21 protein-coding genes are annotated in these 23,989 nt (G+C 46.7%); 9 read left to right on the plus strand and 12 right to left on the minus strand.

The features are described from left to right. Window positions 1–23 precede the first annotated feature (23 nt). On the plus strand, window positions 24–1,013 hold the full coding sequence (gene ntdR / locus NYE49_RS05770) for an NTD biosynthesis operon transcriptional regulator NtdR (protein WP_015383285.1): 990 nt from the start codon (window positions 24–26) through the stop codon (window positions 1,011–1,013). 220 nt (window positions 1,014–1,233) lie between these two features. Here ntdR and NYE49_RS05775 read toward each other — a convergent pair whose 3' ends face one another. After that, window positions 1,234–2,388: an AbrB family transcriptional regulator gene (locus NYE49_RS05775; RefSeq protein WP_015383286.1), complete on the minus strand. Its 1,155-nt coding sequence runs from the start codon at window positions 2,386–2,388 to the stop codon at window positions 1,234–1,236. Between the two features lie 106 nt (window positions 2,389–2,494). After that, window positions 2,495–3,700 (minus strand): MFS transporter, encoded by a 1,206-nt coding sequence (locus NYE49_RS05780; RefSeq protein ID WP_047182386.1) that lies wholly within the window; start codon window positions 3,698–3,700, stop codon window positions 2,495–2,497. 113 nt (window positions 3,701–3,813) lie between these two features. On the opposite strand from NYE49_RS05780, the gene NYE49_RS05785 reads away from it, so the two are divergent. Further along, complete coding sequence (locus tag NYE49_RS05785) at window positions 3,814–5,541, plus strand: SgrR family transcriptional regulator (protein WP_047182387.1); 1,728 nt, start codon at window positions 3,814–3,816, stop codon at window positions 5,539–5,541. A gap of 29 nt (window positions 5,542–5,570) precedes the next feature. On the opposite strand, the gene NYE49_RS05790 is transcribed toward NYE49_RS05785, so the two are convergent. Next, complete coding sequence (locus NYE49_RS05790; protein ID WP_047182388.1) at window positions 5,571–5,897, minus strand: four-helix bundle copper-binding protein; 327 nt, start codon at window positions 5,895–5,897, stop codon at window positions 5,571–5,573. 117 nt (window positions 5,898–6,014) lie between these two features. Then, window positions 6,015–6,452 carry a ferritin family protein gene (locus NYE49_RS05795; RefSeq protein ID WP_047182389.1) on the minus strand — a complete coding sequence of 146 codons (438 nt, stop codon included), beginning with the start codon at window positions 6,450–6,452 and terminating at the stop codon, window positions 6,015–6,017. 183 nt (window positions 6,453–6,635) lie between these two features. On the opposite strand from NYE49_RS05795, the gene addB reads away from it, so the two are divergent. From addB to hlpB, 5 genes are all read left to right on the plus strand, one after another. After that, entirely contained in the window at window positions 6,636–10,136 is a 3,501-nt protein-coding gene (gene addB, locus NYE49_RS05800) for a helicase-exonuclease AddAB subunit AddB (protein WP_047182390.1), read from the plus strand. Next, on the plus strand, window positions 10,123–13,821 hold the full coding sequence (gene addA, locus NYE49_RS05805) for a helicase-exonuclease AddAB subunit AddA (RefSeq protein ID WP_047182391.1): 3,699 nt from the start codon (window positions 10,123–10,125) through the stop codon (window positions 13,819–13,821). The genes addB and addA overlap by 14 nt, the downstream gene beginning before the upstream one ends. A 71-nt stretch (window positions 13,822–13,892) precedes the next feature. Further along, window positions 13,893–15,068, plus strand: a complete 1,176-nt coding sequence (sbcD, locus tag NYE49_RS05810) for an exonuclease subunit SbcD (protein ID WP_047182392.1) — start codon at window positions 13,893–13,895, stop codon at window positions 15,066–15,068. Next, window positions 15,065–18,457, plus strand: coding sequence for an exonuclease subunit SbcC (gene sbcC, locus NYE49_RS05815; protein WP_047182393.1), 3,393 nt, complete (start codon window positions 15,065–15,067; stop codon window positions 18,455–18,457). The genes sbcD and sbcC overlap by 4 nt, the downstream gene beginning before the upstream one ends. Before the next feature lie 13 nt (window positions 18,458–18,470). After that, a complete protein-coding gene (hlpB, locus tag NYE49_RS05820) occupies window positions 18,471–18,773 on the plus strand; it encodes an HNH nuclease-like protein HlpB (RefSeq protein WP_047182394.1) in 303 nt (100 codons plus the stop codon). Between the two features lie 36 nt (window positions 18,774–18,809). Here hlpB and NYE49_RS05825 read toward each other — a convergent pair whose 3' ends face one another. The 8 genes from NYE49_RS05825 to NYE49_RS05860 all read right to left on the minus strand — a co-directional run bounded on the left by NYE49_RS05825 (window position 18,810) and on the right by NYE49_RS05860 (window position 22,405). After that, on the minus strand, window positions 18,810–19,028 hold the full coding sequence (locus tag NYE49_RS05825) for a spore germination protein (protein ID WP_003233096.1): 219 nt from the start codon (window positions 19,026–19,028) through the stop codon (window positions 18,810–18,812). A gap of 31 nt (window positions 19,029–19,059) precedes the next feature. Beyond that, entirely contained in the window at window positions 19,060–19,461 is a 402-nt protein-coding gene (locus tag NYE49_RS05830) for a spore germination protein GerPE (RefSeq protein WP_046340225.1), read from the minus strand. Then, window positions 19,461–19,637: a spore germination protein GerPD gene (gene gerPD / locus NYE49_RS05835; protein WP_014476380.1), complete on the minus strand. Its 177-nt coding sequence runs from the start codon at window positions 19,635–19,637 to the stop codon at window positions 19,461–19,463. Before gerPD ends, NYE49_RS05830 begins: the two co-directional genes overlap by 1 nt. Next, a complete protein-coding gene (locus NYE49_RS05840; protein ID WP_014476381.1) occupies window positions 19,634–20,251 on the minus strand; it encodes a spore germination protein GerPC in 618 nt (205 codons plus the stop codon). Before NYE49_RS05840 ends, gerPD begins: the two co-directional genes overlap by 4 nt. Before the next feature lie 23 nt (window positions 20,252–20,274). After that, a complete protein-coding gene (locus NYE49_RS05845; RefSeq protein WP_015483061.1) occupies window positions 20,275–20,508 on the minus strand; it encodes a spore germination protein GerPB in 234 nt (77 codons plus the stop codon). Window positions 20,509–20,522: 14 nt separating this feature from the next. After that, window positions 20,523–20,744 carry a spore germination protein gene (locus NYE49_RS05850; protein WP_003233088.1) on the minus strand — a complete coding sequence of 74 codons (222 nt, stop codon included), beginning with the start codon at window positions 20,742–20,744 and terminating at the stop codon, window positions 20,523–20,525. 421 nt (window positions 20,745–21,165) lie between these two features. Beyond that, a complete protein-coding gene (gene yisI, locus NYE49_RS05855) occupies window positions 21,166–21,336 on the minus strand; it encodes an aspartyl-phosphate phosphatase YisI (protein WP_003233086.1) in 171 nt (56 codons plus the stop codon). 145 nt (window positions 21,337–21,481) lie between these two features. Then, window positions 21,482–22,405 (minus strand): CotH kinase family protein, encoded by a 924-nt coding sequence (locus NYE49_RS05860; RefSeq protein WP_015383296.1) that lies wholly within the window; start codon window positions 22,403–22,405, stop codon window positions 21,482–21,484. Window positions 22,406–22,559: 154 nt separating this feature from the next. Between NYE49_RS05860 and NYE49_RS05865 the strand changes: the two genes are divergently transcribed. Continuing rightward, window positions 22,560–23,465, plus strand: coding sequence for a fumarylacetoacetate hydrolase family protein (locus NYE49_RS05865; protein WP_174616629.1), 906 nt, complete (start codon window positions 22,560–22,562; stop codon window positions 23,463–23,465). Between the two features lie 115 nt (window positions 23,466–23,580). Continuing rightward, window positions 23,581–23,937: a YisL family protein gene (locus tag NYE49_RS05870; RefSeq protein ID WP_003244937.1), complete on the plus strand. Its 357-nt coding sequence runs from the start codon at window positions 23,581–23,583 to the stop codon at window positions 23,935–23,937. Window positions 23,938–23,989 lie beyond the last annotated feature (52 nt).

Below are 23,989 nucleotides of genomic sequence, written 5' to 3' on the forward strand. Positions count from 1 at the left end.
AACTTTTTTAAGGAAGGGAAAATATGCCTACAATTGATGAAATAGCAAAATTATGCAACGTGTCTAAAACCACAGTGTCAAGAGTATTGAATAATCATCCTTATGTGTCGAAAGAAAAAAGAGATATGATCTTAAAGGCAATTAACGAACTTGACTACACTCCCAATTATTTAGCTCGGAATTTTAGGAGAAATAAGACACAAACGATAGCTTTATCGGTTCCGAGTATCGACCATCCATTTTTTGCTCAATTAATAAAAGGGGTCTCTCATGAAGCACTGTTTAAGAATTACAAGGTAATTGTATTTCAGACCTTTTATGACAAACAGACGGAGCTAGAATTATTAGAGTTATTGAAACATAAAGAAGTGGATGGTATTATTCTTGGAACTTTAGAAAATGAATGGGATCAGATATCCCCTTTCTTAAAGTATGGTCCTATCTTATTATGTAATGAATATCATCACTCAGCGGACATCACGATAATTGGGTATGATGAATTTGAAGCCGCATACATGGGGGTAGTACATTTAATTGAAAGAGGGCATAAAAAAATTGGGTTTTGTTTTGATACTCCATATAGCGAAGCTCAATGTCAGAGGAAAGAGGGTTACTTGAAAGCTTTACAAGATTACAATTTACATCATAGAAGCGAATGGATATTCGGCGAAATGTTTAATATCGAGGATGGCTTTCGAGTTTTTCATAAGTTAAAGGATCTAAAGGACAGACCCTCAGCAATATTTACAGGAAATGATCAAGTCGCCGCAGGGATTATTAAACAGGCAATGAAAAATGGCTTTAAAGTTCCAGAAGACTTAGCTGTAATTGGTTTTGACAACCAATTGATTTGCCAAGTCGTTACTCCGACCATAACAACAATTGATATCCCTGTAATAGAATTAGGCCAACAGGCTGTGTTGAAAATTATCGAGTCCATTTCGGGTAATGTCACTTTAAACAGAAGAATTATTAAACTGCCAACAAAGCTTATTATAAGAGAATCAACGTAATGATAGATTTCTCTTTATCATTTTATATCTTTATATAAGAAAAAGAGGTTATTCATTTTAACCTCTTTTTCAATTAGTAAGTCGTCAATTATTTCTTTGCCTTTCATTTCACCCTCTGGCAGCACTCACTTCAAATCTGATCCATTAACAACGAAATATCCACTTATATTTCCCCATCTCGATGGTTTGCGATTTAAAAGTTCTTGAACCCTTTTTTCAACTAGGCATTACTGCCGCTAATCGAGCTCTTTTTGTCTTTTTTTTCACCATGAAGATGGTGAAGCAGGCGATAAAACGGCGGCAGCAGGGCAATAACCAGAATGACGCGAATGACCTGAACCGCAACGACAAAGGTGGAATCAGCATGTAAGGTAACTGACGTCGTCGCCATCTCTGCAATCCCGCCGGGCGCAAATGCCAGAACAGAAGTGATGAGCGAAATTCCTGTCAGCTCAGAAACGATCACGGCGCTCAAAAACATTGCTGCGATTAAACCGACGGACGAGACAAACCCGACGATGATAATACGGGTGACACCGGCAAACATGCTTTTGTACATCTTAGAGCCGATCGTTGCCCCGAGAAATACTTGTGATACATGGTTAGCTTGTGATGGCCACCATGCCGTCATGTCGTGCCCTGTCACCGCAGCTCCGCCAACATGTACAATTGCTACACCGAGCATGCTGCCGAGCAGCCATGGAGCTGGAAATTTTAAAAATTTCGCAGCTTTGCAAGCTCCCCAGGCAGCGAGAATAAGAATGACGGTCCACAAAACGGGAGCGAGCCTAAAATCTGTCGTTGCAGAAGAAATCGTCTCTGCTGCGGCACTTGCGGTACGATCTTGTTTTGTATAGATCAGAATGACTAAAAACGGAATGGAAAGCACCACGAGCAGCACACGCATCATTTGAACGAGGCTGACTATAGCGGTATTAGCGCCTACTTCCTGTGCGATGCTCGGCATGGCGGAAAGCCCGCCGGGAGCGGTGCCGACAAAGCTAGTCATCATATCCGTTTTGCTGAAACGCCAAAGCACATATCCTGACAGCATAGCCAGCAGGATAGACAATATCAGCATAACGCCGACTGAAAACCAATGGTCTTTGAGAACAGAGAGAACGGATAAATTCAGCTTTTGGCCCAATTCGATGCCGAGGATCATCTGCCCAAGGGCGAGCCATCGTCGGTTAATTCCTTTTTGGTCTGGTGCCATCATCAGCCATGCCGGCCGTATCATAGCGAGGCAGCAGGCGACAATCAGTGTTCCGATCATCCATCCAATTGATATTCCGGTTAATGAAAGAATAAACCCCCCGGCTGCACTGATTGCGATAAACCATAGATCTTTGAGGAGATTTTCGTCTTTCTTCAATGTAAAACCCTTCTTCCTTTTTCACGTAACACTCCAATTGTTCACGTAGTGAATGTATTTATTACTATAGTATATTTTTGTTGATAAAGAAATTATGAATTATTTTCTATAAGCGATTCACTTTTCTTATGACCTTGTGTTCGATCTTCTCTATTGTGTAAGTCAGAGATAAACCCGCTGTCAGCAGACACACGGCAAGAGCGTAAAAAATCACTTCTCCGCCAAATGATGTCAGGATCAGCCCGCCTGCCAGCGGTCCGATTGAGCGGGATATATCCCAATGCAGACCATAGACAGCATAAAACCGGCCCAGCAAATGAGGCGGCGCCAATTTCGATATGAAGGTCTGGATGTGGGTTAGCCCGATGCTTTCGCCAACCGTCATCACCGCTGCCGTCACTAAAAGCATTGTCAGGGAGGTTGAGCATGCAAAACCGGCAGCCGCAAGGGAGTAGCAAATATAAGTAATGAAGAGGATCGTTTTCATTGAAAGCTTTTCGGTCCCTTTGACAAGAGGTACTTGGAGAACACAGCTGAATAAAGCTTTTGCTGCTGAATAGATGGTCAGCATGGACAGATAATCAGAAAACATGTTTTTGCTGAACAGCCTGTATGTTGTTTCTGTTTGTGCATATAACATGCTGATGGGGAGAGAAAGCAGCAAAAGAAGCAGGACAGGCCTGTATATCGTAAAGCTCGCGGACATTTTCGGGGTAACAGCTGGGCGTAGCGGCTTTGTCTCAGGTAGTTTCAGTGCAGCGATCAGAAAGTAGATAAACAATGCCGCAGCATCTAATGCGAATATCCACACGGGGTTATGTTTGTACAGAAGCATCCCGACAAGCGGCCCTGCCGTCAGGCCCGCCGAATAGATCGCATTGATGACCGCAAACACTTCCGAACGTCTGCTTTCCGGCGTGCTTTCAGCGATTTGGGCGCGGGAAGCGGGAATGTACAACGATCTTCCGATGCCATTCATGACATAGAGAATAGCGAAAACATACGCATGCTCAGCAAATACAAACCCTGTCATTGCCGCTGATTGAAGAAGCAATGCGGTCAAAATCGCTGTGCGCCGCCCAAGCCGGTCCGCCGCCTTTCCTGCAGCGAGCGTCAGGAAAATATCAGCAAATGGCTGAAGGCTGATGATCAGCATTGGCATCATGATACTGCCGTTTAATTGTTCATGCAGATACAGCACCATAAAAGGTCCCATCATTGCACCTGTCAAGCTTGTCAGCAATTCGCCGAAAAAGCGGAGCCGAACGGGAGCGGTATATCTCGATTTTATAGAGTGAAAACTGGTCAACATGTGATCGCCGCCTTTCGCTGTTTGATATAGTAGTAGTGTATAGAAGGGGCGGCGGCCCAAAAAGTGAAGAAAAGAAGAGATAAAAATTCCCCTTTTGTCGGGAGGTGCGGGGATTGAAGCTAATAGAGCACTACGTGGCGCTTGTAAAAACAGGCTGCGCCGAGTATGGGCAAATGAACGAAATGACGCTCACTGAGATTGCCGACTGTTTATTTTGTACAGAAAGAAATGCAAAGCTCATTTTACATAAGCTGGAGAACAGCAATTGGATTATCCGGGAAAGCGGGGCGGGGCGCGGCCGCAAATCTAAAATCGCGTTTCTTCGGAGGCCTGAGGAACTGCTTCTTCAAACTGCCAAGGAATATACCATGTCAGGAAAGCTTAAAAAGGCAAAGGAGCTGCTTCAGCAGTATCAGTCCGCGTTTCCAGGGCTTCAAAACGAATATAACATGTGGCTTTCAGAGGTATTCGGATTTGTGACGGAGACAGGCGAGAATGGGGCGAAGGATGTTCTGCGGCTGTTCATCACGCCTGAATCTGTCAGCAGTTTGGATCCATGCCAAATATTTTTACGGTCTGAGGGCCATTTCGTCAAACAGATATTTGATACACTCTTCACGTTTGATTCGGATATGCAGGAGCCAAAGCCTCATTTGGTTCATGGATGGGAAGAGGTCGAAAAAAAACAATGGAGATTTTTTCTTCGAAAAGGTGTGTCATTTCATAATGGACAGCCGCTGACATCGCGGGACGTTGCGTTTACATTTCAGCGCTTTTTGGAACTGGCTGACAACCCGTATAAATGGCTTCTGCACGGAGTGAAACAAGTCTTAGAAAAGGGCCCTTATTGTGTGGAACTCATACTCGATAAGCCGAATGCGCTTTTGCCGTATGCTCTTTGTGATGAACGGCTGTCCATACTGCCGGCAGAACAGGGCGGCGGGAAAAATGGAACAGGGCCTTTTCAGATGAATCAGCAACACAGCGGGATGCTTGTGCTTGAAGCCAATGAGCGCTACTTCAAGGGACGCCCCTATTTGGATCGCGTTGAGTTTGTTTTTTCTGAGCAAGCCGGAGAGATGAACGGTTTTACCATTCAAGAAAAACAAACATGTCCTGAGCAGCAAACTGTTTTTGATGAGCGGCATGTTCAGTATTTGTCGCTCAATCTGAAAAAGAAGGGGCCTCTTCAGCACCGAAGCTTTAGAAAAGCGCTCCGGCTGCTGATTTCCTCTGAACGGCTCGTTCGTGAAGCGGGAGGGCACCGAAGAATCCCGGTTACGTCCTTTTTGCATCCGAGTTCTTTTGAGTGGGAGGGCGTTTCACCATCTGAATTGTTGAAGAAAAGCGGATACGAGGGCGAAACAATCGTGCTTTATACCTTTTCGGAAACGGATCATCGTGAGGACGCCGAATGGATTCAAAATATTTGCGCCCAGCACGGTATCAGGCTTACACTTCAATTCTGTGATGCTGCTGATCTGCGACGGCCGGAAACTGTGCAGATGGCGGATATCATTCATGACAGTGCGACGTTTTATCAAGACAGCGAGTTTGGTTTTCTGCATTTGCTGCTGTCGGAGAACAGTTTCTTGTATCAGCATCTATCTGAAAAGTTGACACAGATTTGCTTAGGAATGACAGAGCGGATGTTTTCCATGTCTGACCGCTGTTCGAGAATCGACATCCTGCGTGACATTGACCGGCAGATGAAACAGGAGCTGAATGCGATCCCGCTGTATCAAAATGTTCTCCAGGTGACATCAAGTAAAAATGTAAAAGGCCTGGTGCTTGATGAAGAGGGATGGATTGATTTGTACTCCGTATGGCTGTCCAAATAAAAAGAGGGTTCTTTTTTGAACTCTCTTTTTTACGCTGCTATGCTGCGGCATTGTTCAGCACAGGTGAAGCAGGCTTTCGCACATGCTTGGCAATGATCATGATCGTGCTTTCCGCATTCAGTGCCGCATGCTTCACAAATATCGGCGCAAAGTGCACAAATTTCTTTCATAAACGGGCTGTCCGTTTGCATGGCTTTGACCGCCAGCGCGCAAATATCCGCGCATTCCCTGTCAAGCCGGATGCATCCGCTGAGATGATGCTGCACGCTTTCTTCCAAGCATTTAGTAAAACAATGATTGCAAGCCTTCATACAATCGATGCAAGCCTCAATACAAGCTTCAGAATATTGCTCCATGGTTGATTCCCCCTGTATGACAGTATATGGTTTTATGTTTCCCGGCTGCATTTGAAAAAAACAGGGGAGTGTGTTTTTAGCTAAGGGGATATGTACATATACCCTGAACGGGTATATCTAACGTTCCATCAGATAGTATAGGAACCAGACAGCGTGATTTTGTTCATCACGTGCTGCGCGCGTAAAGACGCCTTTTGCTTTTAAGTTTGACGTTTCCTCGGCCGCACGCAAGTAAAAGTCGACGGTTTCTTGTTCATCTTTAAAAGCGGCGTCCAGTCCTCTTGTGAAATCGTCCGGGCATTCTTCCGTTTGTTTCGGCATGATGTGTTTGCCGGTAATTGAACCATATAGTGTGGAAAATTCACGGAGGTGGCGAATCTCGTCACGCCTGATTTCTTCAATCTGTTTTCTGACCTCATCGCTGTGGGCGAGTTCGGCAAGCTTGCGGTAGCATTGAATTGCACTGAATTCTCCGTTGATGGCCTTCTGCAAATTCCGAATCAAAACAGGATCTTCCCTGTATGGCACCGGATAGGGATAGTAGCTGTAATGCAAGGGGGTTCAACTCCATTCTTAGGAATTGGGCTTCTGTAAAAGTATATGTTGGGCAGGGAGAGATGTGCGGAGATAATCAGCTTTTTATATGTGAAAAGGCCGTTTTTACCAATAGATCAGATTGGTCATTTTCGTCAACATTCGATAAAATATATAGAGATAAAAAGAGAGGGGTCTTCTAATTTGGGAGCAGAGTTTTTAGTAGGCAGGTCCGGGAGTGGAAAAACGAAGCTGATCATCAACAGCATTCAGGATGAATTGCGCCGGGCTCCATTCGGGAAGCCGATCATTTTTCTAGTCCCGGATCAAATGACGTTTTTAATGGAATACGAGCTTGCTAAAACGCCAGATATGGGCGGGATGATACGCGCTCAAGTGTTCAGTTTTTCACGATTGGCTTGGCGCGTCCTCCAGCATACGGGAGGAATGAGCAGGCCGTTTCTGACGAGCACCGGCGTACAAATGCTCCTGCGGAAGCTCATTGAGGAGCATAAACAGGAGTTCAAAGTCTATCAAAAAGCGAGTGACAAAAGCGGGTTTACCGCACAGGTTGAGCGGATGCTGACAGAGTTTAAGCGCTATTGTCTGGAACCGGAGGATATCCGCCGGATGGCGGAAAGCGGAACGGCTTCCGAGTATCGCGGAGAACGTGTTTTATCTGAAAAGCTCCATGACTTATCAATTCTGTATCAGCAAATGGAAAAAAGCCTCGCAGACCAATATCTTCACTCTGAGGATTATTTGACATTGCTGGCAGAGCATCTCCCGCTTGCGGAAGATATAAAAGGCGCCCATATCTATGTGGATGGCTTTTATCAGTTTACACCGCAGGAATTCAGGGTGTTGGAGCAGCTTATGGTTCATGCGGAGCATATCACGTTTTCGCTCACAGCGGACAAGCCGTCATATGAGCGGGAGCCGCATGAACTGGAATTGTTCAGAATGACGGGGAAAACCTATTACCGCCTGCATCAGAAGGCGAAGGAACTGAATTTGGACATTACGTATAAAGAGCTGAGCGGGACTGAGCGGCATACAAAGACGCCGGAATTGGCGCATCTAGAGGCACAGTATGAAGCGCGTCCGGCCGTTCCATACGCAGAAAAACAAGAAGCCCTTACTGTGATGCAGGCCGCAAACAGACGAGCTGAGCTGGAAGGCATTGCCCGGGAAATTCACGCCCTAGTCAGAGAGAAGGGATATCGCTATAAGGATGTAGCAATTCTTGCGCGCCAGCCGGAAGACTACAAGGATATGGTGAAGGAAGTTTTCGCAGATTACGAGATTCCTTATTTCATTGACGGAAAAGCATCTATGCTGAACCATCCGTTAATTGAATTTATCCGGTCAAGCCTTGATGTTCTGAAAGGGAATTGGCGTTATGAAGCGGTGTTTCGCTGCGTGAAAACCGAACTGCTATTCCCGCTCAATGAACCGAAGGCCAAAGTGAGAGAACAGGTCGATCAGCTCGAAAATTACTGTATCGCCTATGGTATTAAAGGCGACCGCTGGACAAAGGGCGATCGGTTCCAATACAGGCGTTTTGTGTCATTGGATGATGATTTTGCGCAGACTGATCAGGAAATCGAAATGGAAAACATGTTGAATGACACCCGCGATTGGATTGTTCCGCCGCTTTTTCAGCTTCAAAAACGCATGAAAAAAGCGAAGACGGTTCAAGAGAAGGCAGAGGCGCTCTATCGTTATTTAGAAGAGACGGATGTGCCGCTGAAGCTGGATCAGGAAAGGCAGCGTGCTGAGGATGACGGCAGAATCATTGAAGCGCAGCAGCATCAGCAGGCGTGGGACGCAGTCATTCAGCTGCTTGAGGAGTTTGTTGAAATGATGGGAGATGATGAGATTTCTCTTGATTTGTTTCAGCAAATGATAGAAGCCGGCGCGGAGTCGCTTACATTTTCTCTTATTCCGCCCGCGCTTGACCAGGTGTTTGTCGGCAATATGGATTTGTCCAGAATGTATGGCACCTCCTGCACCTTTGTGCTCGGGGCAAACGACGGCGTTCTGCCGGCACGCCCTGATGAAAACGGGGTCCTGTCGGATGATGACCGGGAATGGCTGAAAACGATTGGGGTTGAGCTATCCTCAGGCGGACGGGAGCGTTTGCTTGATGAGCATTTCCTCATCTACATGGCGTTTTCAAGTCCGTCTGACCGGCTTTACGTATCGTATCCGATTGCTGATGCGGAAGGAAAAACGCTTTTGCCGTCGATGATCGTTAAGCGGCTGGAAGAACTGTTTCCGCATCATAAGGAGCGCCTGTTAACAAATGAACCTGAACAGGTCAGCGATGAGGAACAGCTGATGTATGTCGTGAATAAAAGCGTGGCACAGTCCTTTACCGCGAGCCAGCTCAGGTTATGGACACGGGAATACGACATCAGCGACGTCTGGTGGAGCACGTACAATGTGCTGATGAGTGAGCCGGACAGGCTGCAGTCGAAAAAGCTGTTCTCAAGCCTGTTTTTCCGGAATGAAGTGAAGCAGCTTGAACGCAGCGTGTCGAGACAGCTCTATGGTGAACGCATTCAGGGCAGTGTATCGAGAATGGAAACCTTTAACGCATGCCCGTTTTCCCATTTTGCGTCACACGGGCTGCATTTGAAGGAACGGCAATTCTTCAAGCTTGAAGCACCGGATATCGGCCAGCTGTTTCATTCCAGCTTAAAGCTGATTTCTGACAGGCTGCGTGAGCAAAAGCTGGATTGGCGCGATTTAACGAAGGAGCAGTGCGAGCTGTTTTCCTATGATGCGGTAGAGCGGCTGGCACCGAAACTGCAAAAGGAAATTCTGCTCAGCTCAAACCGGCATTATTATGTGAAGGAAAAACTGCAAAAAATTGTGACACGTGTGTCCGGCATTTTAAGCGAGCATGCGAAAGCGAGCGGATTCGTACCGATCGGGCTTGAACTGGGCTTTGGAGGAAAAGGGCCGCTTCCGCCGCTGACCTTTCAACTGAAAAACGGCTGTACGATGGAACTCGTCGGGCGAATTGACCGTGTTGATAAGGCTGAAAGCTCAAAAGGCCTGCTCCTCAGGATTGTCGATTATAAATCAAGCGACAAAGGCCTTGACTTAGCGGAAGTATATTACGGATTGGCACTGCAAATGCTGACGTACCTTGATTTATCGATTACACATTCAGCTGACTGGCTCGGGATGAGGGCGACGCCTGCCGGAGTGCTGTATTTCCATATTCATGACCCGATGATTCAATCTAATCTCCCGCTTGGGCTTGACGAGATTGAACAGGAGATCTTTAAGAAATTTAAAATGAAGGGCTTGCTCCTCGGTGATCAGGAAGTGGTTCGCCTCATGGATACAACCCTTCAAGAGGGACGGTCAAATATCATAAACGCCGGCTTGAAAAAAGACGGATCTCTTAGATCAGACTCGGCAGCAGTCGGTGAAAAGGAATTTGATCTTTTGACAAAACATGTGCGCCGCACCTTCCAGGAAGCGGGCGAACAAATCACCGACGGGCGCGTATCCATTGAGCCGTACAAAATGAAGAACAAGACGCCGTGCACATACTGTGCGTTCAAATCAGTATGCCAATTTGATGAATCACTGGAAGAAAACGAGTATCGCCCATTAAAGGCTGAAAAGGACAAGACAATACTTGAGTGGATAAAAAAGGAGGCGGATGGCAATGAACATTCCTAAACCGGCAGACAGCACATGGACAGATGACCAATGGAATGCCATTGTTTCAACCGGCCAGGATATTCTTGTGGCAGCGGCTGCGGGCTCTGGTAAAACCGCTGTGCTCGTTGAACGAATGATTCGGAAAATCACTGCGGAGGAAAACCCAATAGATGTAGACCGTCTTCTCGTTGTGACATTTACAAACGCCTCAGCGGCAGAGATGAAGCACCGAATCGCAGAAGCCTTGGAAAAAGAGCTTGTACAGCGCCCCGGCTCGCTGCATATTAGACGCCAGCTGTCTCTTTTAAACCGGGCCAGCATTTCGACGCTCCATTCCTTTTGCCTGCAAGTGCTGAAGAAATATTACTACTTGATTGATCTTGATCCGGGCTTTCGGATAGCTGATCAGACGGAAGGCGAGCTGCTCGGGGATGAAGTGCTTGACGAGCTGTTTGAAGACGAATACGCAAAGGGTGAAAAGGCGTTTTTTGAGCTTGTTGACCGCTATACGACAGACCGGCACGATCTGGATCTGCAATTTCTCGTTAAACAGGTGTACGAGTATTCCCGATCCCATCCCAACCCGGAGACGTGGCTGGAAAGCTTTGTTCATTTGTATGATGTATCAGAAAAGAGCGCCATCGAGGAGCTGCCGTTTTATCAATATGTCAAAGAAGATATTGCAATGGTGCTTAACGGGGCGAAGGAAAAGCTCTTGCGCGCGCTTGAGCTGACGAAAGCGCCGGGCGGCCCGGCGCCGCGTGCTGACAATTTTCTTGATGATCTTGCGCAGATTGATGAACTGATTCAGCATCAGGACGATTTCAGTGAACTATATAAGCGGGTGCCCGCCGTCTCTTTTAAGCGTGCCAAAGCAGTAAAAGGGGATGAGTTCGATCCAGCGCTCCTTGATGAGGCGACAGATATGAGAAACGGCGCAAAAAAACTGCTTGAAAAGCTCAAAACCGACTACTTTACGAGAAGTCCTGAACAGCACTTGAAAAGCCTAGCCGAGATGAAGCCTGTCATTGAAACGCTCGTACAGCTTGTCATCAGCTATGGAAAACGATTCGAAGCTGCGAAACAGGAAAAATCAATCATCGATTTTTCTGATTTGGAGCATTACTGTTTAGCGATTTTGACAGTTGAGAATGACAAAGGTGAACGTGAGCCGAGCGAGGCTGCAAGGTTTTATCAGGAACAGTTTCATGAAGTGCTCGTTGACGAATATCAGGATACCAACCTCGTGCAGGAATCGATTCTGCAGCTCGTCACAAGCGGGCCGGAGGAGACTGGTAACCTGTTTATGGTAGGAGACGTCAAACAGTCGATTTATCGATTCAGGCTCGCGGAGCCGCTTCTTTTCCTTTCTAAATACAAACGGTTTACAGAGAGCGGAGAAGGCACGGGGCGGAAAATCGATTTAAATAAAAATTTCCGAAGCCGGGCTGATATTTTAGACAGCACAAACTTTTTATTTAAACAGCTGATGGGCGGCAAAATCGGTGAGGTCGATTATGACGAGCAGGCTGAGCTGAAGCTTGGTGCAGCGTATCCGGACAATGACGAGACGGAAACAGAGCTGCTGCTGATCGACAACGCAGAAGATACGGATGCAAGCGAGGAAGCAGAAGAGCTTGAAACGGTGCAGTTTGAGGCAAAAGTCATCGCTAAGGAAATCCGCAAGCTGATTTCATCGCCATTTAAGGTGTATGACGGAAAAAAGAAAACACATCGCAATATTCAATACCGAGATATCGTGATTTTGCTCCGTTCGATGCCGTGGGCTCCGCAAATCATGGAGGAGCTGAGAGCACAGGGCATACCGGTTTACGCCAATTTAACGTCAGGCTATTTTGAAGCGGTCGAAGTCGCCGTCGCGCTTTCTGTGCTGAAGGTGATTGATAATCCGTATCAGGATATACCGCTTGCCTCTGTGCTGCGCTCACCGATTGTCGGAGCAGATGAAAACGAGCTGTCTTTGATCCGGCTTGAAAATAAAAAAGCGCCGTACTATGAGGCGATGAAAGACTACCTGGCTGCTGGTGACCGGAACGATGAGCTTTATCAAAAGTTAAATACGTTTTACGGACATCTGCAAAAATGGCGCGTTTTTTCGAAAAACCACTCAGTATCTGAGCTGATTTGGGAAGTGTACCGCGACACCAAATATATGGATTATGTCGGCGGCATGCCGGGCGGAAAACAGCGCCAGGCCAATTTGCGTGTTCTTTATGACAGGGCGCGTCAATATGAATCAACGGCATTTCGCGGCTTGTTCCGTTTCCTGCGGTTTATCGAACGCATGCAGGAGCGGGGCGATGATCTTGGTACGGCGAGAGCGCTCAGCGAGCAGGAGGATGTTGTCCGCTTAATGACGATCCACAGCAGCAAAGGGCTCGAATTTCCAGTCGTGTTTGCAGCAGGTCTCGGCCGGAATTTCAACATGATGGATTTAAATAAATCGTACCTGCTGGATAAGGAGCTCGGATTTGGCACGAAGTATATTCATCCGCAATTACGCATCAGCTATCCGACACTTCCGCTCATTGCGATGAAGAAAAAAATGCGCAGGGAGCTGCTGTCAGAGGAATTGCGTGTTCTCTATGTTGCATTAACGAGAGCGAAGGAAAAGCTGTTTCTGATTGGCTCATGTAAGGATCATCAGAAACAGCTTGCAAAATGGCAGGCATCCGCGTCCCAAACTGATTGGCTTCTGCCGGAATTTGACCGCTATCAGGCGAAAACGTATCTAGATTTCATCGGGCCGGCTCTTGCCAGGCACAGAGACTTGGAGGATTTGGCTGGTGTGCCAGCTCACGCTGATATCTCAGATCACCCGGCTCGTTTTGCCGTTCAAATGATCCATTCCTATGATTTGCTTGATGATGATCTGGAAGAAAGAATGGAAGAAAAAAGCGAGCGCCTAGAAGCGATCCGCCGAGGTGAACCAGTTCCCGGCTCGTTTGCGTTTGATGAAAAAGCCCGCGAGCAGCTGAGCTGGACATACCCGCATCACGAGGTGACGCAAATTCGGACAAAGCAATCGGTTTCTGAGATCAAAAGAAAAAGAGAGTACGAGGATGAATACAGCGGCAGGGCCCCTGTAAAACCGGCTGATGGAAGCATTCTGTACAGACGTCCCGCTTTTATGATGAAAAAAGGCCTGACAGCTGCAGAGAAAGGGACTGCCATGCATACGGTTATGCAGCATATCCCGCTGTCACATGTACCGTCGATAGAAGAAGCTGAGCAGACGGTTCAAAGGCTTTATGAAAAAGAGCTTCTCACTGAAGAACAAAAAGACGCTATTGATATAGAAGAAATCGTGCAATTTTTCCATACAGAAATCGGCGGACAGCTGATCGGCGCTAAGTGGAAGGACCGGGAAATACCATTCAGCTTAGCGCTTCCGGCCAAGGAGATCTATCCTGATGCACAGGAGGCGGATGAGCCGCTTTTAGTTCAGGGTATCATTGACTGTCTCTATGAAACTGAGGACGGATTATATCTATTGGATTATAAGTCGGACCGGATTGAGGGCAAATTCCAGCATGGATTTGAAGGAGCGGCCCCGATCTTGAAGAAACGATATGAAACGCAAATTCAGCTGTACACAAAGGCAGTTGAGCAAATTGCAAAAACAAAGGTAAAGGGATGTGCGCTTTATTTCTTTGACGGGGGGCACATTCTCACATTATAGCGAGATCCATAAGCTCCGGAATTTTAGGCGGAGCGGGTCTCGTTTTCTATATAAAAGAGAGGTGAAAGCATTTGCGGATTTTACATACGGCTGACTGGCATCTTGGAAAAACGCTTGAAGGAAGAAGCAGGCTGAGTGAACAGGCCGATGTGCTGGATGAAATGAATACGATTGTAAAGGATGAGCAGATCGATGCCATTGTAATGGCGGGGGATGCATTTGACACCGTAAACCCGCCAGCTTTAGCCGAGCAGCTGTTTTATGAAAGCCTGTCTGCGCTTAGCGACAGAGGAAAGCGCCCGATCGTCGTCATTGCCGGAAACCACGATAATCCTGACCGTTTGTCCGCCGCTTCACCGCTGACACATGAAAACGGCATTCATTTAATCGGTTATCCGACAACAGAGCCGATTCATATTGAAGTGCCTTCAGCAGGAGAGCTTTTGGCGGTTGGAGCACTGGCGTACCCATCTGAAGCGCGGTTAAATGAAGTGCTATCCGATACGTTTGATGAAAAGCTGCTCCGTGATCACTATGATGTGAAAATCAGGCAGGCGTTTGAGCATATGACAAGCCGGTTCCGGAACGATGCAGTGAAGATTGCCGCCAGCCATATTTATGTGGCAGGCGGAAACCAAACCGATTCAGAGCGGCCGATTGAAGTCGGCGGTGCATACACGGTGGCTGCTGAAAGCCTGCCGGCAGATGCCGCTTACGTTGCGCTCGGCCATTTGCATCGCCCGCAAACGATCAAGCGGGCGCGGACGCTTGCGCGTTATTCAGGATCTCCGCTCGCCTACAGCTTTTCTGAAGCGGGCTACGCTAAATCAGTGACGATTGTGGACGCAAAGCCTGGGGAAGAGGCCACTTGGCAAGAGGTGTTATTATCAAGCGGCAAGCCACTTGTGAAGTGGAAAGCGGCAAATGGATTGAGTGAGGTATATAGCTGGCTGGATGAAGGCAGAGATCAGAATGCTTGGATTGACCTGGAAATCCGTGTCGCGGACCAGCTGTCACTTGAAGAGATTCACAGGCTGCGGAAGGCGCACCCGGGCTTTATCCATATCAGGCCGGTTTTTGAAGAACAGAACAAAGACCGGGAACGGATCGAGGTTAAACATGTCTCAATCGAGGACCGCTTTAAGAAATTTTATGAAAAACAAACTGGCGGTGCGATGCCGGATGAAGAAATGGTGAAGCTGTTTTTAGAGCTTGCATCAGGCGTTGAAGAGGAGGATGCGAAATGAAGCCGATCGCTTTAAGCATTAAGGGGCTCCATAGCTTTAGAGAGGAGCAGACGATAGATTTTGAAGGCCTTTCCGGTGCCGGTGTTTTCGGCATTTTCGGCCCGACAGGAAGCGGTAAATCCTCTATTCTCGACGCAATGACGCTTGCTTTATACGGAAAGGTGGAACGGGCGGCGAATAATACGCACGGTATCTTAAACCAGGCGGAAGATACGCTGTCTGTTTCCTTTACCTTTGCGCTTCAGACGAATCACCAAATCTCATACAAAGTCGAGCGTGTGTTTAAGAGAACGGATGAAATGAAGGTGAAAACGGCACTTTGCCGCTTCATCGAAATCAAGGATGAGCATACGGTGCTGGCTGATAAAGCCAGCGAAGTGAATAAAAGAGTTGAGGAGCTCTTAGGGCTGACGATCGACGATTTTACGAGAGCGGTGGTGCTGCCCCAAGGGAAATTTGCTGAATTTCTGTCTTTAAAAGGGGCAGAGCGCAGGCATATGCTTCAGCGTTTATTTAATTTGGAGCAATATGGAGACAGGCTTGTGAAAAAGCTGAGACGGCAGGCGCAGGAAGCCAATGCGAGAAAAAATGAAATGCTTGCTGAACAGTCCGGTCTCGGTGAGGCGAGTTCAGAGGCAGTTAAGCAGGCTGAAAAGGCTCTCGAACAAGCTGAAGCCCGGCTGGAAGCGATGAGGAAGAACCGTGATCAGGCGAAGGAGCGGTTTACAGAGCATCAGGAGATATGGAATGTCCAAAAGGAAAAATCCGCTTATGAAGAAGAGGAAAAACGTCTCGCAGAAGAACAGCCGCATATAGACAGTATGCAAAAACGCCTGCTGGAAGCAGAAACAGCAGCAGCCCTTAAGCCCTATGCGGACCGGTACGCAGAAGCGATCCAGCATGAGGAGCAAGCTGAAAAGGAACAAACGCTAGCCCAAAAGGATTTAGCGGACCGGACAGCTTTCTTTCAGCAAAAACATGAAGAGTATGAAGCGTGGCGCCAGCATAAAAGCGAGAAAGAGCCTGAGCTTTTAACCAAACAGGAACAGCTTTCCCGCTTGCAGGACATCGAAATCAAACTGAGTGAGGCCAAGCAAGAGGAAGAGCGCAAAAAGGCTGACCTCCGGCAGAAAGAAGAGGCTCTTCAATCTGTCATGAATGAATTAGAGACCGTAACAGACCGCCTGACACGAGGGCAAAACAGACAGACAGAATTGAAACAGCAGCTCAAATCCCTGCAGGTGACATCCGATGAGCGAAAAAGCTGCCAGCAGGCCGCAGAAATGGCATTGCGCATCAGACAAACCGAGGAACAAATCAAAAAAGAGAAAAAACGAAGTGACGAATTGAACCTCGTGCTTCAGAAGATAAATGAAGAGAAGAATACACTCGTTCAAAAGACGGAAGCAGAAGAAAACAACATCATTCGGGCATATGAGGCTGTACAAACTGTGTACCATTTGGTGTGCGAAACGGAACGCTCATTAACACGTATGACGGAAGAGGCTAGAAAGAGTCAACACACGCTTCATTTACAGCGTGAAAAAGCAAGGGTGGCACTGCTGACAAAAGAGTTAGCCCAAAAGCTGACTGCCGGAAAGCCTTGCCCGGTATGCGGTTCAACCGATCATGATCCATCTGCCTCAGTACATGAAACATATGAAGCCGACAGCCATCTTGAAGAGGACATCAAACGGACAGATGTGTTATTGACGGAAGCTGCTGCTCTCAGCCAGGAGATTCTTTCAGCCAAAATTACGCTTGAAGAACAGTCCGCGCGCTTTATTGAACAGTGCCCGTTTTTGCAGACAATTCAAGCGCAGAACCTTGAAGCGGCAGCTTCCTTCGAAAATCAGCCGGTGTATGAAGCATTTGAAACTGCCAAATTTGAATGGAAACGAATCAAGCAGGACATTCTTTCTGTTAAGACACGAATGGCACAAATGATTGGCGCCTATCAGGAGTCTTTAAAAAAGGCCGAGCAGCTTAATGAAAAAATCGGTTTTGAAAAAAGAGAAGCTGACCGTATTGAAAGCATCATCAGCGAGCTTCAATCCTCAATGGACGGCAGTCTGAACATGTTTAAAGAAGCATTTCAGAATCAATCTGTGGACGAAGCAGAAAAATGGCAGCAAGCCATTGAAGAAAAGGACCGGGCTGCAGAAGAATGTGAAAAACGAATTGAGAAGAGTATCGCGTTTCTTGCTGAGCATGAAGCACAAAAGGAAAAACTGCGGGAATCTGGACACCGGCTTGAACGGGAAAAGCTGGAGCTTCATTATGCGGCTGAACGCATCAAGAGCGTGATAGCTGATTATGAGCACGAACTCGGAGATTATGCAAAAGGAGATTCGATTCAAATCAAACTCCGCTCTGTCCAGCAGGATCTAAAGCTGTTAAAGGAAAAAGAACAATCTTTATATGAAGAACTGCAAAGCGCCCAAATGAAGCTCAACCAGGCGAAAAGCCGCGCTTCTGCAAGCGAGCTCACTCTTCAAGAGGCGAAGGGCAGATTGGAAAAAGCAAAAGCTGCTTGGCTTGAGCATACAAAAAACACCTCCATTACCCGGACTGAGGAGGTTGAACAAAGTCTCATCCCAGCTGATGAACTTGAAAAGATGAAAACCGGCATAGACCAGTTTATGGATAAAATGAAGCAAAATGCTGCAAACTTAAAACGAGTAGCAGAGATACTTGCCGGCAGAGCATTATCAGAGAGCGAATGGAACGAAACCGTTGCAGCATTACAAGAAGCTGAGGACGCATTTGGCATTGCTATAGAGGAAAAAGGCGCGGCAGCAAAAGCACTGGCTGTCATTCGCGAACATCATAAACGGTTTAATGAAATTGAAGCTGAACTGAAAAAATGGCAGACGCATATCGACAGGCTGGACAAGCTGCAAGCTGTGTTTAAAGGCAATACCTTCGTCGAATTTTTAGCTGAGGAGCAGCTTGAAAGCGTTGCGAGGGACGCCTCAGCAAGACTCAGTATGCTGACAAGACAGCGCTATGCCATCGAAGTAGATTCAGAAGGCGGCTTCGTGATGCGGGATGACGCGAATGGAGGCGTAAGACGCCCGGTTTCCAGTTTGTCTGGAGGAGAGACCTTCCTCACCTCGCTTTCACTTGCTCTTGCGCTGTCTGCGCAGATCCAGCTTCGCGGGGAATACCCGCTTCAGTTCTTTTTCTTAGATGAAGGCTTCGGCACACTGGATCAAGATCTGCTTGATACGGTTGTAACGGCCTTGGAAAAACTTCAGTCAGACAATCTGGCTGTCGGTGTCATCAGCCATGTGCAGGAACTGCGTGCACGGCTTCCGAAAAAGCTGATCGTCCATCCGGCTGAACCGAGCGGCCGCGGTACGCGGGTATCACTTGAGTTGATGTAAGGGAGGAGCGGATATGGCAAAGCAGACTGCCGGAATATGTGAGCTGTGCGGCCGGAGCGATGTTCTGCTGACAGAGCATCATCTCACACCGAAAGAGGAAGGCGGAACGTTTTTGCCGACAGCAATGCTCTGTATTCCTTGCCATAAACAGATTCATGCCTTATATACCAATCAAGAGCTCGCTGTACGTTTAAACGGAATGGCTGAACTCAGAAGCGATCCAGAGCTTGCCCGGTTTGTCAAATGGATCAGAAAACAGCCGCCTGAGAAGCTGATCAAAACAAAGAAATCAAATGAACGAAAAAAGAAAAAATGACTAAAAAGCAGCCCTCTCTTTGCAGAGCGGCTGCTTTTATCCGTTTCCAACCATATCCTGATCGTTGACATCGGGGTCTATATAATTTGTCGCGTTGACTGCGTTATTTAATAGAAGGAAATCTCCCGTGTTTCCTGCTCCCGAACCGAGCGCAGATTTTGAAGAGCTTTTCGGAGAAAGGTAAAAGGAATCACCAAAGTTTACGACTCCGCCCGATATGGAATTGATAGCTATAGGCCCGACAATTGCTGGCATAAACGACACCCTTTATCGAAGTCTCTGTTTATTATATGTTCTTGGCGGGCGATTGTGAGCGCGGAGACTGAATCTGTCTGATATGTTTGATTCTCGCATCACCGCGGATAAGCGAAGCTGAACCAGCATGTAAAACAGAAGAGGCGGACACCCCTTGAATTTTGATGCTGCGAACATAAATAGCCGGCACCTCGTGGCAAAATGCGCTTTGTACACCTGTTTCGGGAATCGGCTTCACTGCCTGCTGCTGAAAGATCTGATACTCCTTTTTGTTAAATGAGCCTTCATTATGGTAAAACGTGGACCGAGAACGCTGAACAGCAAATACTTTTACACTCATATCGATTTCATTTGTGTCGCCAACTTGAAACACACTTGCGATCCCGAGGGAATTAAACTTAACTAGTCTGATGCGTGATATGCGTTTAAGCATTATTCTGGCGCAATCGGAGCAAACGGCCCGATGATAAGAGATTCAGGCGGTGTATCAAAAATAGAAGACAGGTAGATGGATTCAGTGTCTCCGATGTGGAAAACGGAGGAACTGGACACACCGTTCATCCGGATGTCCCCGACTTCCAAGCTGCGGTTGATGACTGTAAAGATCATGCTTGCTCATCTCCTTTCATTTCTGATGGAATATGCTCCAGAAAGTGTTCTACAGCGCGGATGACATCACGCTTCACATGCTCAGCGATATGTTCTGCATATTGTGCAGGCGGTGTATTTTCTTCTTTTTTGATATGGGACATATAATAGTGAATCCGGCTGTCCATTTGTTTTCTGATGTCTTCAATGACATGATGTCTGTTTGTATCGTCAAGTCTGCTGTCATATTGGTTTTCAAGCTGTTCCAAAATATCTGGGATTTCCTCGGTTAAGTACATGTCGACATTCTGGCGGATCTGCTGCATGAGCTGAGCGCTCTCTTCCTGCTGCATCATCCCGATTTGCGGTGTCGACTGGCTGACTTCAAAGTTTTGGACGCTGTTCGGGTCAGTCGGATTTAAGCCGATATTCAAAGTCCCGTCGAGCCTTTCGATTTTCAGCTGATCAAATTTATACTCCACACGCTCAATGGTAGTGGCCGGCCGCTGTTTCATCGTATTCATTTCAGTTTGAATCTCTTTCAGCTGACGTTCGAGCTGCTGAATGTGAATCGCCTGCTGCTGAACGAAGGAATTCAAGTTTTGCAGGTAAGAGGAAACAGATTGATCATACATGTTCTTTCACCTCTTTCATATGATTAACGGCCAGGAGGCTGGAGCGGGACCAATGAACCTGTAGAAGGCCCCTGTAATTCAACTGGCTGCCCCGCGGAGGCTACCTCAGGTGCGGCCTCTACATAACTCCCTGTATTATACAAATTTGACAGAGACTTGATTGATCCGGCGCTCCCGATTTGCAGAATGGAGGAGTTGCTGATTGATTCCAGCCGGAGATAGTTGATTTGAATGGTTTGATTAATATAGAAGTTCATGAGCCTCACTCCTTTTACGCATTGGCCACGATCGGCTGATCAACCGCATCATTGTCATACACATTCGTCGCGTTTTGATAATTCATCACCTTGAGGCTGTCGCCGGTATTAAAGCTGCCAGCACCGGCAAACGTTCTGACCTGAGCCTGAGGAGAAATCGTAATGCAGTCCCCGATGTGAACGACTCCGCTCGTACCAATCGCATTAATTTTAAACGCTCCGACAATGGCCGGCATACGAGCACATCCTTTGTTGAAAAATTAAAAAAAGACAGGTAAAGTGAAATGACAATTCTGATTTCAATTGGGCTATTCACGATAGCTTATGACAAACGCACATATGTGTGAGAGAAATTTAAAGGGGACATATCGGCTCTTGATGAAAGCGTTTTATTTTTCGTGCCGTTATGTTTAAACATGGCAAAAGAGGATGTTGGGTATAAATTGAGCGGAAATGCGGCGAAGGATGCCGCTATCCGCCTATGGTGATTTTTGTTTATTTCTTTGGTGTTTTTGCGTGTAGAATGCTTTTTGGAGTATGTCGTGCTGCGGTATTCGATTTTTGGGCGGGCACATTCTCGCCCTGAGGTATATCTCAGAAGTGCTGAGCAAAAAGCGGAGTTACATGTGGTGTATTCTAATCGTTATAGAAAATGATTTACATACGGGAGTTTTCAAGATATCTCCCAAAAATCATTTCTTCTTTAATCCGGGTATTCAGCAGGATATCCAGCTCTTGGCTGCATTGAATCGTTTCTTTTGAATTCATGCCGTATTTTTGTGCGGTTTCAATTAGTGTGATCCTCATTTCTTCAATTTTACTGTTCATTACGCTATCTCCAATTCTAGATTTTATTTTGATATAAATACAGGATATCGTTAGTATAACCTATTTTGGCTCAAAAGGTTGCCTTTCGTCAATTTGACTAAAAAAGCGACAATTTTTGCTGCGGCCTTTTTTAATGGAGAAAGGACTAAAGTCTTGCTAAGTGTGCTTGCAAAAAGTCCTGCCGTTCCTCAATTTCTCTAAGTATGTTTGTCTGCTCCTTTTCGATCTGAAAGGGGCTTTTTTTGATAAAAGGATCATCAGCAGCACTTTGACAAATGTCAAGGTGCCATTCGTTGATGAGAGGAGATAATCGTTCAATAGTAAACGACCGCTTCAGCACGTTTTTCATTAAGGTGTGATATTGCGACCGGAAGGCGGGAATGGATAGAAGCCTTGAGGAAAGCGTCTTTCCTTTTGTCAGAAGCGGGTCTTCTTCATACCATTCTTGTACGGCAAGCGATCTTGTCTCCATCGGGGAAACGTAAAGCCGACCGGATTCGTTTAAACAAAATGTGTAGTAAAAGCCTTGATTGGTGCAGGCGTTGCCGATCAGCCACAAAAAAAACAGCTTGACATCCAGATACAATTTAATCCTTTCAGCTAATTCGTCATCTCCGGCTGTGCGGATCAGTATGAAAAATTCATGTAAGAATGCCGAGGAATCATTGTTAAAAAGGGACAACGGAACCCTTGGATCGGCCGTCTTTGCTCCGTAACTCGTTTTACCGGCTGGCTGATGGTTCTTGATGTTCAAATAAATGCCTTCAGGCTGGCCATTGATTGTCAGAAAGCTGTACGAGGCAGCGGGAGCAGGTACGCCGATCTGGTCAAAAAAACAATAGGCGAGTCTGCGCCGCATCAGGGACGGATCATCCTGTTCTGCATTCAAAAAAAGTGTCCTTTCACCAAGCAGAGACTTTTCCCAGCTGATTTCATAGGATGCCTTTTCCGCTCTGTCACGCTGTGTGAGAAGAATGGGAGAAACAGATCGATCTGTTACGAAAAGCCCCTTGGCAGTACCTTTCCTTTTCAGCTGCTCCCGATGAAAAAATAAATGCACGCGCTCCATATTCTTTCCTCCTTCTCAAAACGACATTTGTATGATATGTAGAGCAAGCCCGTCCTGAAACGAAATGAAAACGGAATTGAGAAAAAGGGATTTCAGCATTCGACAGAGAATACATGAAGGAGCATTCTGATTTAAAAGATGATGGAGGAATAACATGAAATTTGCGACAGGGGAACTTTACAACCGAATGTTTGTCGGCCTGATCATTGACGATGAGAAAATTATGGATTTGCAAAAGGCTGAAAAAAAACTGTTTGAACTTGAGACGATTCCGGGATCGCTGATTGAATGTATCGCAGAAGGGGATAAATTCGTTGCGCATGCAAGGCAGCTGGCCGAGTGGGCAAAGAAACCGAATGATGAGCTGGGATCATTTATGTATTCATTATCTGAGGTGAAGCTCCATGCACCCATTCCGAAGCCATCAAAAAATATCATCTGCATCGGCAAAAACTACCGGGATCACGCGATTGAAATGGGAAGCGAGGCTGATATTCCGGAGCATCCGATGGTATTTACAAAATCGCCGATAACGGTTACGGGGCATGGTGATATCGTAAAGAGCCATGAAGAGGTTACCTCTCAGCTTGATTATGAGGGAGAACTTGCTGTCGTGATCGGAAAAAGCGGGACCCGCATTTCAAAAGAAGATGCATATGACCATGTTTTCGGATATACGATTGTGAATGATATCACGGCGCGTGATCTGCAAAAAAGGCATAAGCAGTTTTTTATCGGAAAAAGCTTGGATACGACATGTCCGATGGGGCCCGTGCTTTTACATAAATCATCTATTCAGGAGCCAGAGCGCCTCAAGGTTGAAACAAGAGTCAACGGCGAGCTGCGCCAATCCGGTTCGGCAAGCGATATGATCTTTTCCATTCCGGAATTAATTGAAACCCTCTCAAAGGGGATGACGCTTGAAGCGGGCGACATCATTGCCACCGGTACGCCGTCTGGTGTCGGCAAGGGGTTTACGCCTCCAAAATTCTTGCGGTCAGGTGACAAAATTGATATTACAATTGATCCGATCGGAACGCTGTCAAACCAAATTGGCTGAATAAAACTGGAGGGCGGACCCGGACCCGCCCGTTTTTTCTGATAATCATCTTTGTGGCAGAGGACAAGTTCATGGTACTATAAGTGGGGTAATTTATCTGATAGGGGGAACATATATGACACACCTACATATTACGACATGGGTGGTAGCGCTGATTCTGCTTTTCGTCAGCTACTCGCTGTATTCGTCAGGAAGTGCAAAGGGCGCAAAAATCACTCATATGATTCTGCGGTTATTCTATATCCTTATTATTTTGACAGGAGCTGAGCTGTTTGTCCGTTTCGCCAACTGGAACGGAGAATACGCCGGCAAAATGATTCTGGGCATTATCACCATCGGCCTGATGGAAATGCTCCTCATCCGCAAGAAAAAAGAAAAATCAACAGGAGGCCTGTGGGTCGGCTTCGTCATTGTCCTTTTGCTGACAGTGCTGCTCGGTCTGCATTTGCCAATTGGTTTTCAATTGTTTTAATAGAAAAACCTATGAACCCGGCTCTTTGATAGAGTTGGGTTTTTTTATATTT

It is taken from the genome of Bacillus sp. FSL L8-0358 (assembly GCF_038593095.1).
GTDB lineage: Bacteria > Bacillota > Bacilli > Bacillales > Bacillaceae > Bacillus > Bacillus subtilis.

What these genes read in the sequence shown, in the direction of transcription:
- ntdR (WP_015383285.1), top strand. Translation starts at nt 24, where the DNA reads ATGCCTACAATTGATGAAATAGCAAAATTATGCAACGTGTCTAAAACC.
- NYE49_RS05780 (WP_047182386.1), bottom strand. Translation starts at nt 3,700, where the DNA reads ATGTTGACCAGTTTTCACTCTATAAAATCGAGATATACCGCTCCCGTT.
- NYE49_RS05790 (WP_047182388.1), bottom strand. Translation starts at nt 5,897, where the DNA reads ATGGAGCAATATTCTGAAGCTTGTATTGAGGCTTGCATCGATTGTATG.
- addA (WP_047182391.1), top strand. Translation starts at nt 10,123, where the DNA reads ATGAACATTCCTAAACCGGCAGACAGCACATGGACAGATGACCAATGG.
- sbcC (WP_047182393.1), top strand. Translation starts at nt 15,065, where the DNA reads ATGAAGCCGATCGCTTTAAGCATTAAGGGGCTCCATAGCTTTAGAGAG.
- hlpB (WP_047182394.1), top strand. Translation starts at nt 18,471, where the DNA reads ATGGCAAAGCAGACTGCCGGAATATGTGAGCTGTGCGGCCGGAGCGAT.
- NYE49_RS05825 (WP_003233096.1), bottom strand. Translation starts at nt 19,028, where the DNA reads ATGCCAGCAATTGTCGGGCCTATAGCTATCAATTCCATATCGGGCGGA.
- NYE49_RS05830 (WP_046340225.1), bottom strand. Translation starts at nt 19,461, where the DNA reads ATGCTTAAACGCATATCACGCATCAGACTAGTTAAGTTTAATTCCCTC.
- gerPD (WP_014476380.1), bottom strand. Translation starts at nt 19,637, where the DNA reads ATGATCTTTACAGTCATCAACCGCAGCTTGGAAGTCGGGGACATCCGG.
- NYE49_RS05840 (WP_014476381.1), bottom strand. Translation starts at nt 20,251, where the DNA reads ATGTATGATCAATCTGTTTCCTCTTACCTGCAAAACTTGAATTCCTTC.
- NYE49_RS05845 (WP_015483061.1), bottom strand. Translation starts at nt 20,508, where the DNA reads ATGAACTTCTATATTAATCAAACCATTCAAATCAACTATCTCCGGCTG.
- NYE49_RS05850 (WP_003233088.1), bottom strand. Translation starts at nt 20,744, where the DNA reads ATGCCGGCCATTGTCGGAGCGTTTAAAATTAATGCGATTGGTACGAGC.
- yisI (WP_003233086.1), bottom strand. Translation starts at nt 21,336, where the DNA reads ATGAACAGTAAAATTGAAGAAATGAGGATCACACTAATTGAAACCGCA.
- NYE49_RS05860 (WP_015383296.1), bottom strand. Translation starts at nt 22,405, where the DNA reads ATGGAGCGCGTGCATTTATTTTTTCATCGGGAGCAGCTGAAAAGGAAA.
- NYE49_RS05865 (WP_174616629.1), top strand. Translation starts at nt 22,560, where the DNA reads ATGAAATTTGCGACAGGGGAACTTTACAACCGAATGTTTGTCGGCCTG.
- NYE49_RS05870 (WP_003244937.1), top strand. Translation starts at nt 23,581, where the DNA reads ATGACACACCTACATATTACGACATGGGTGGTAGCGCTGATTCTGCTT.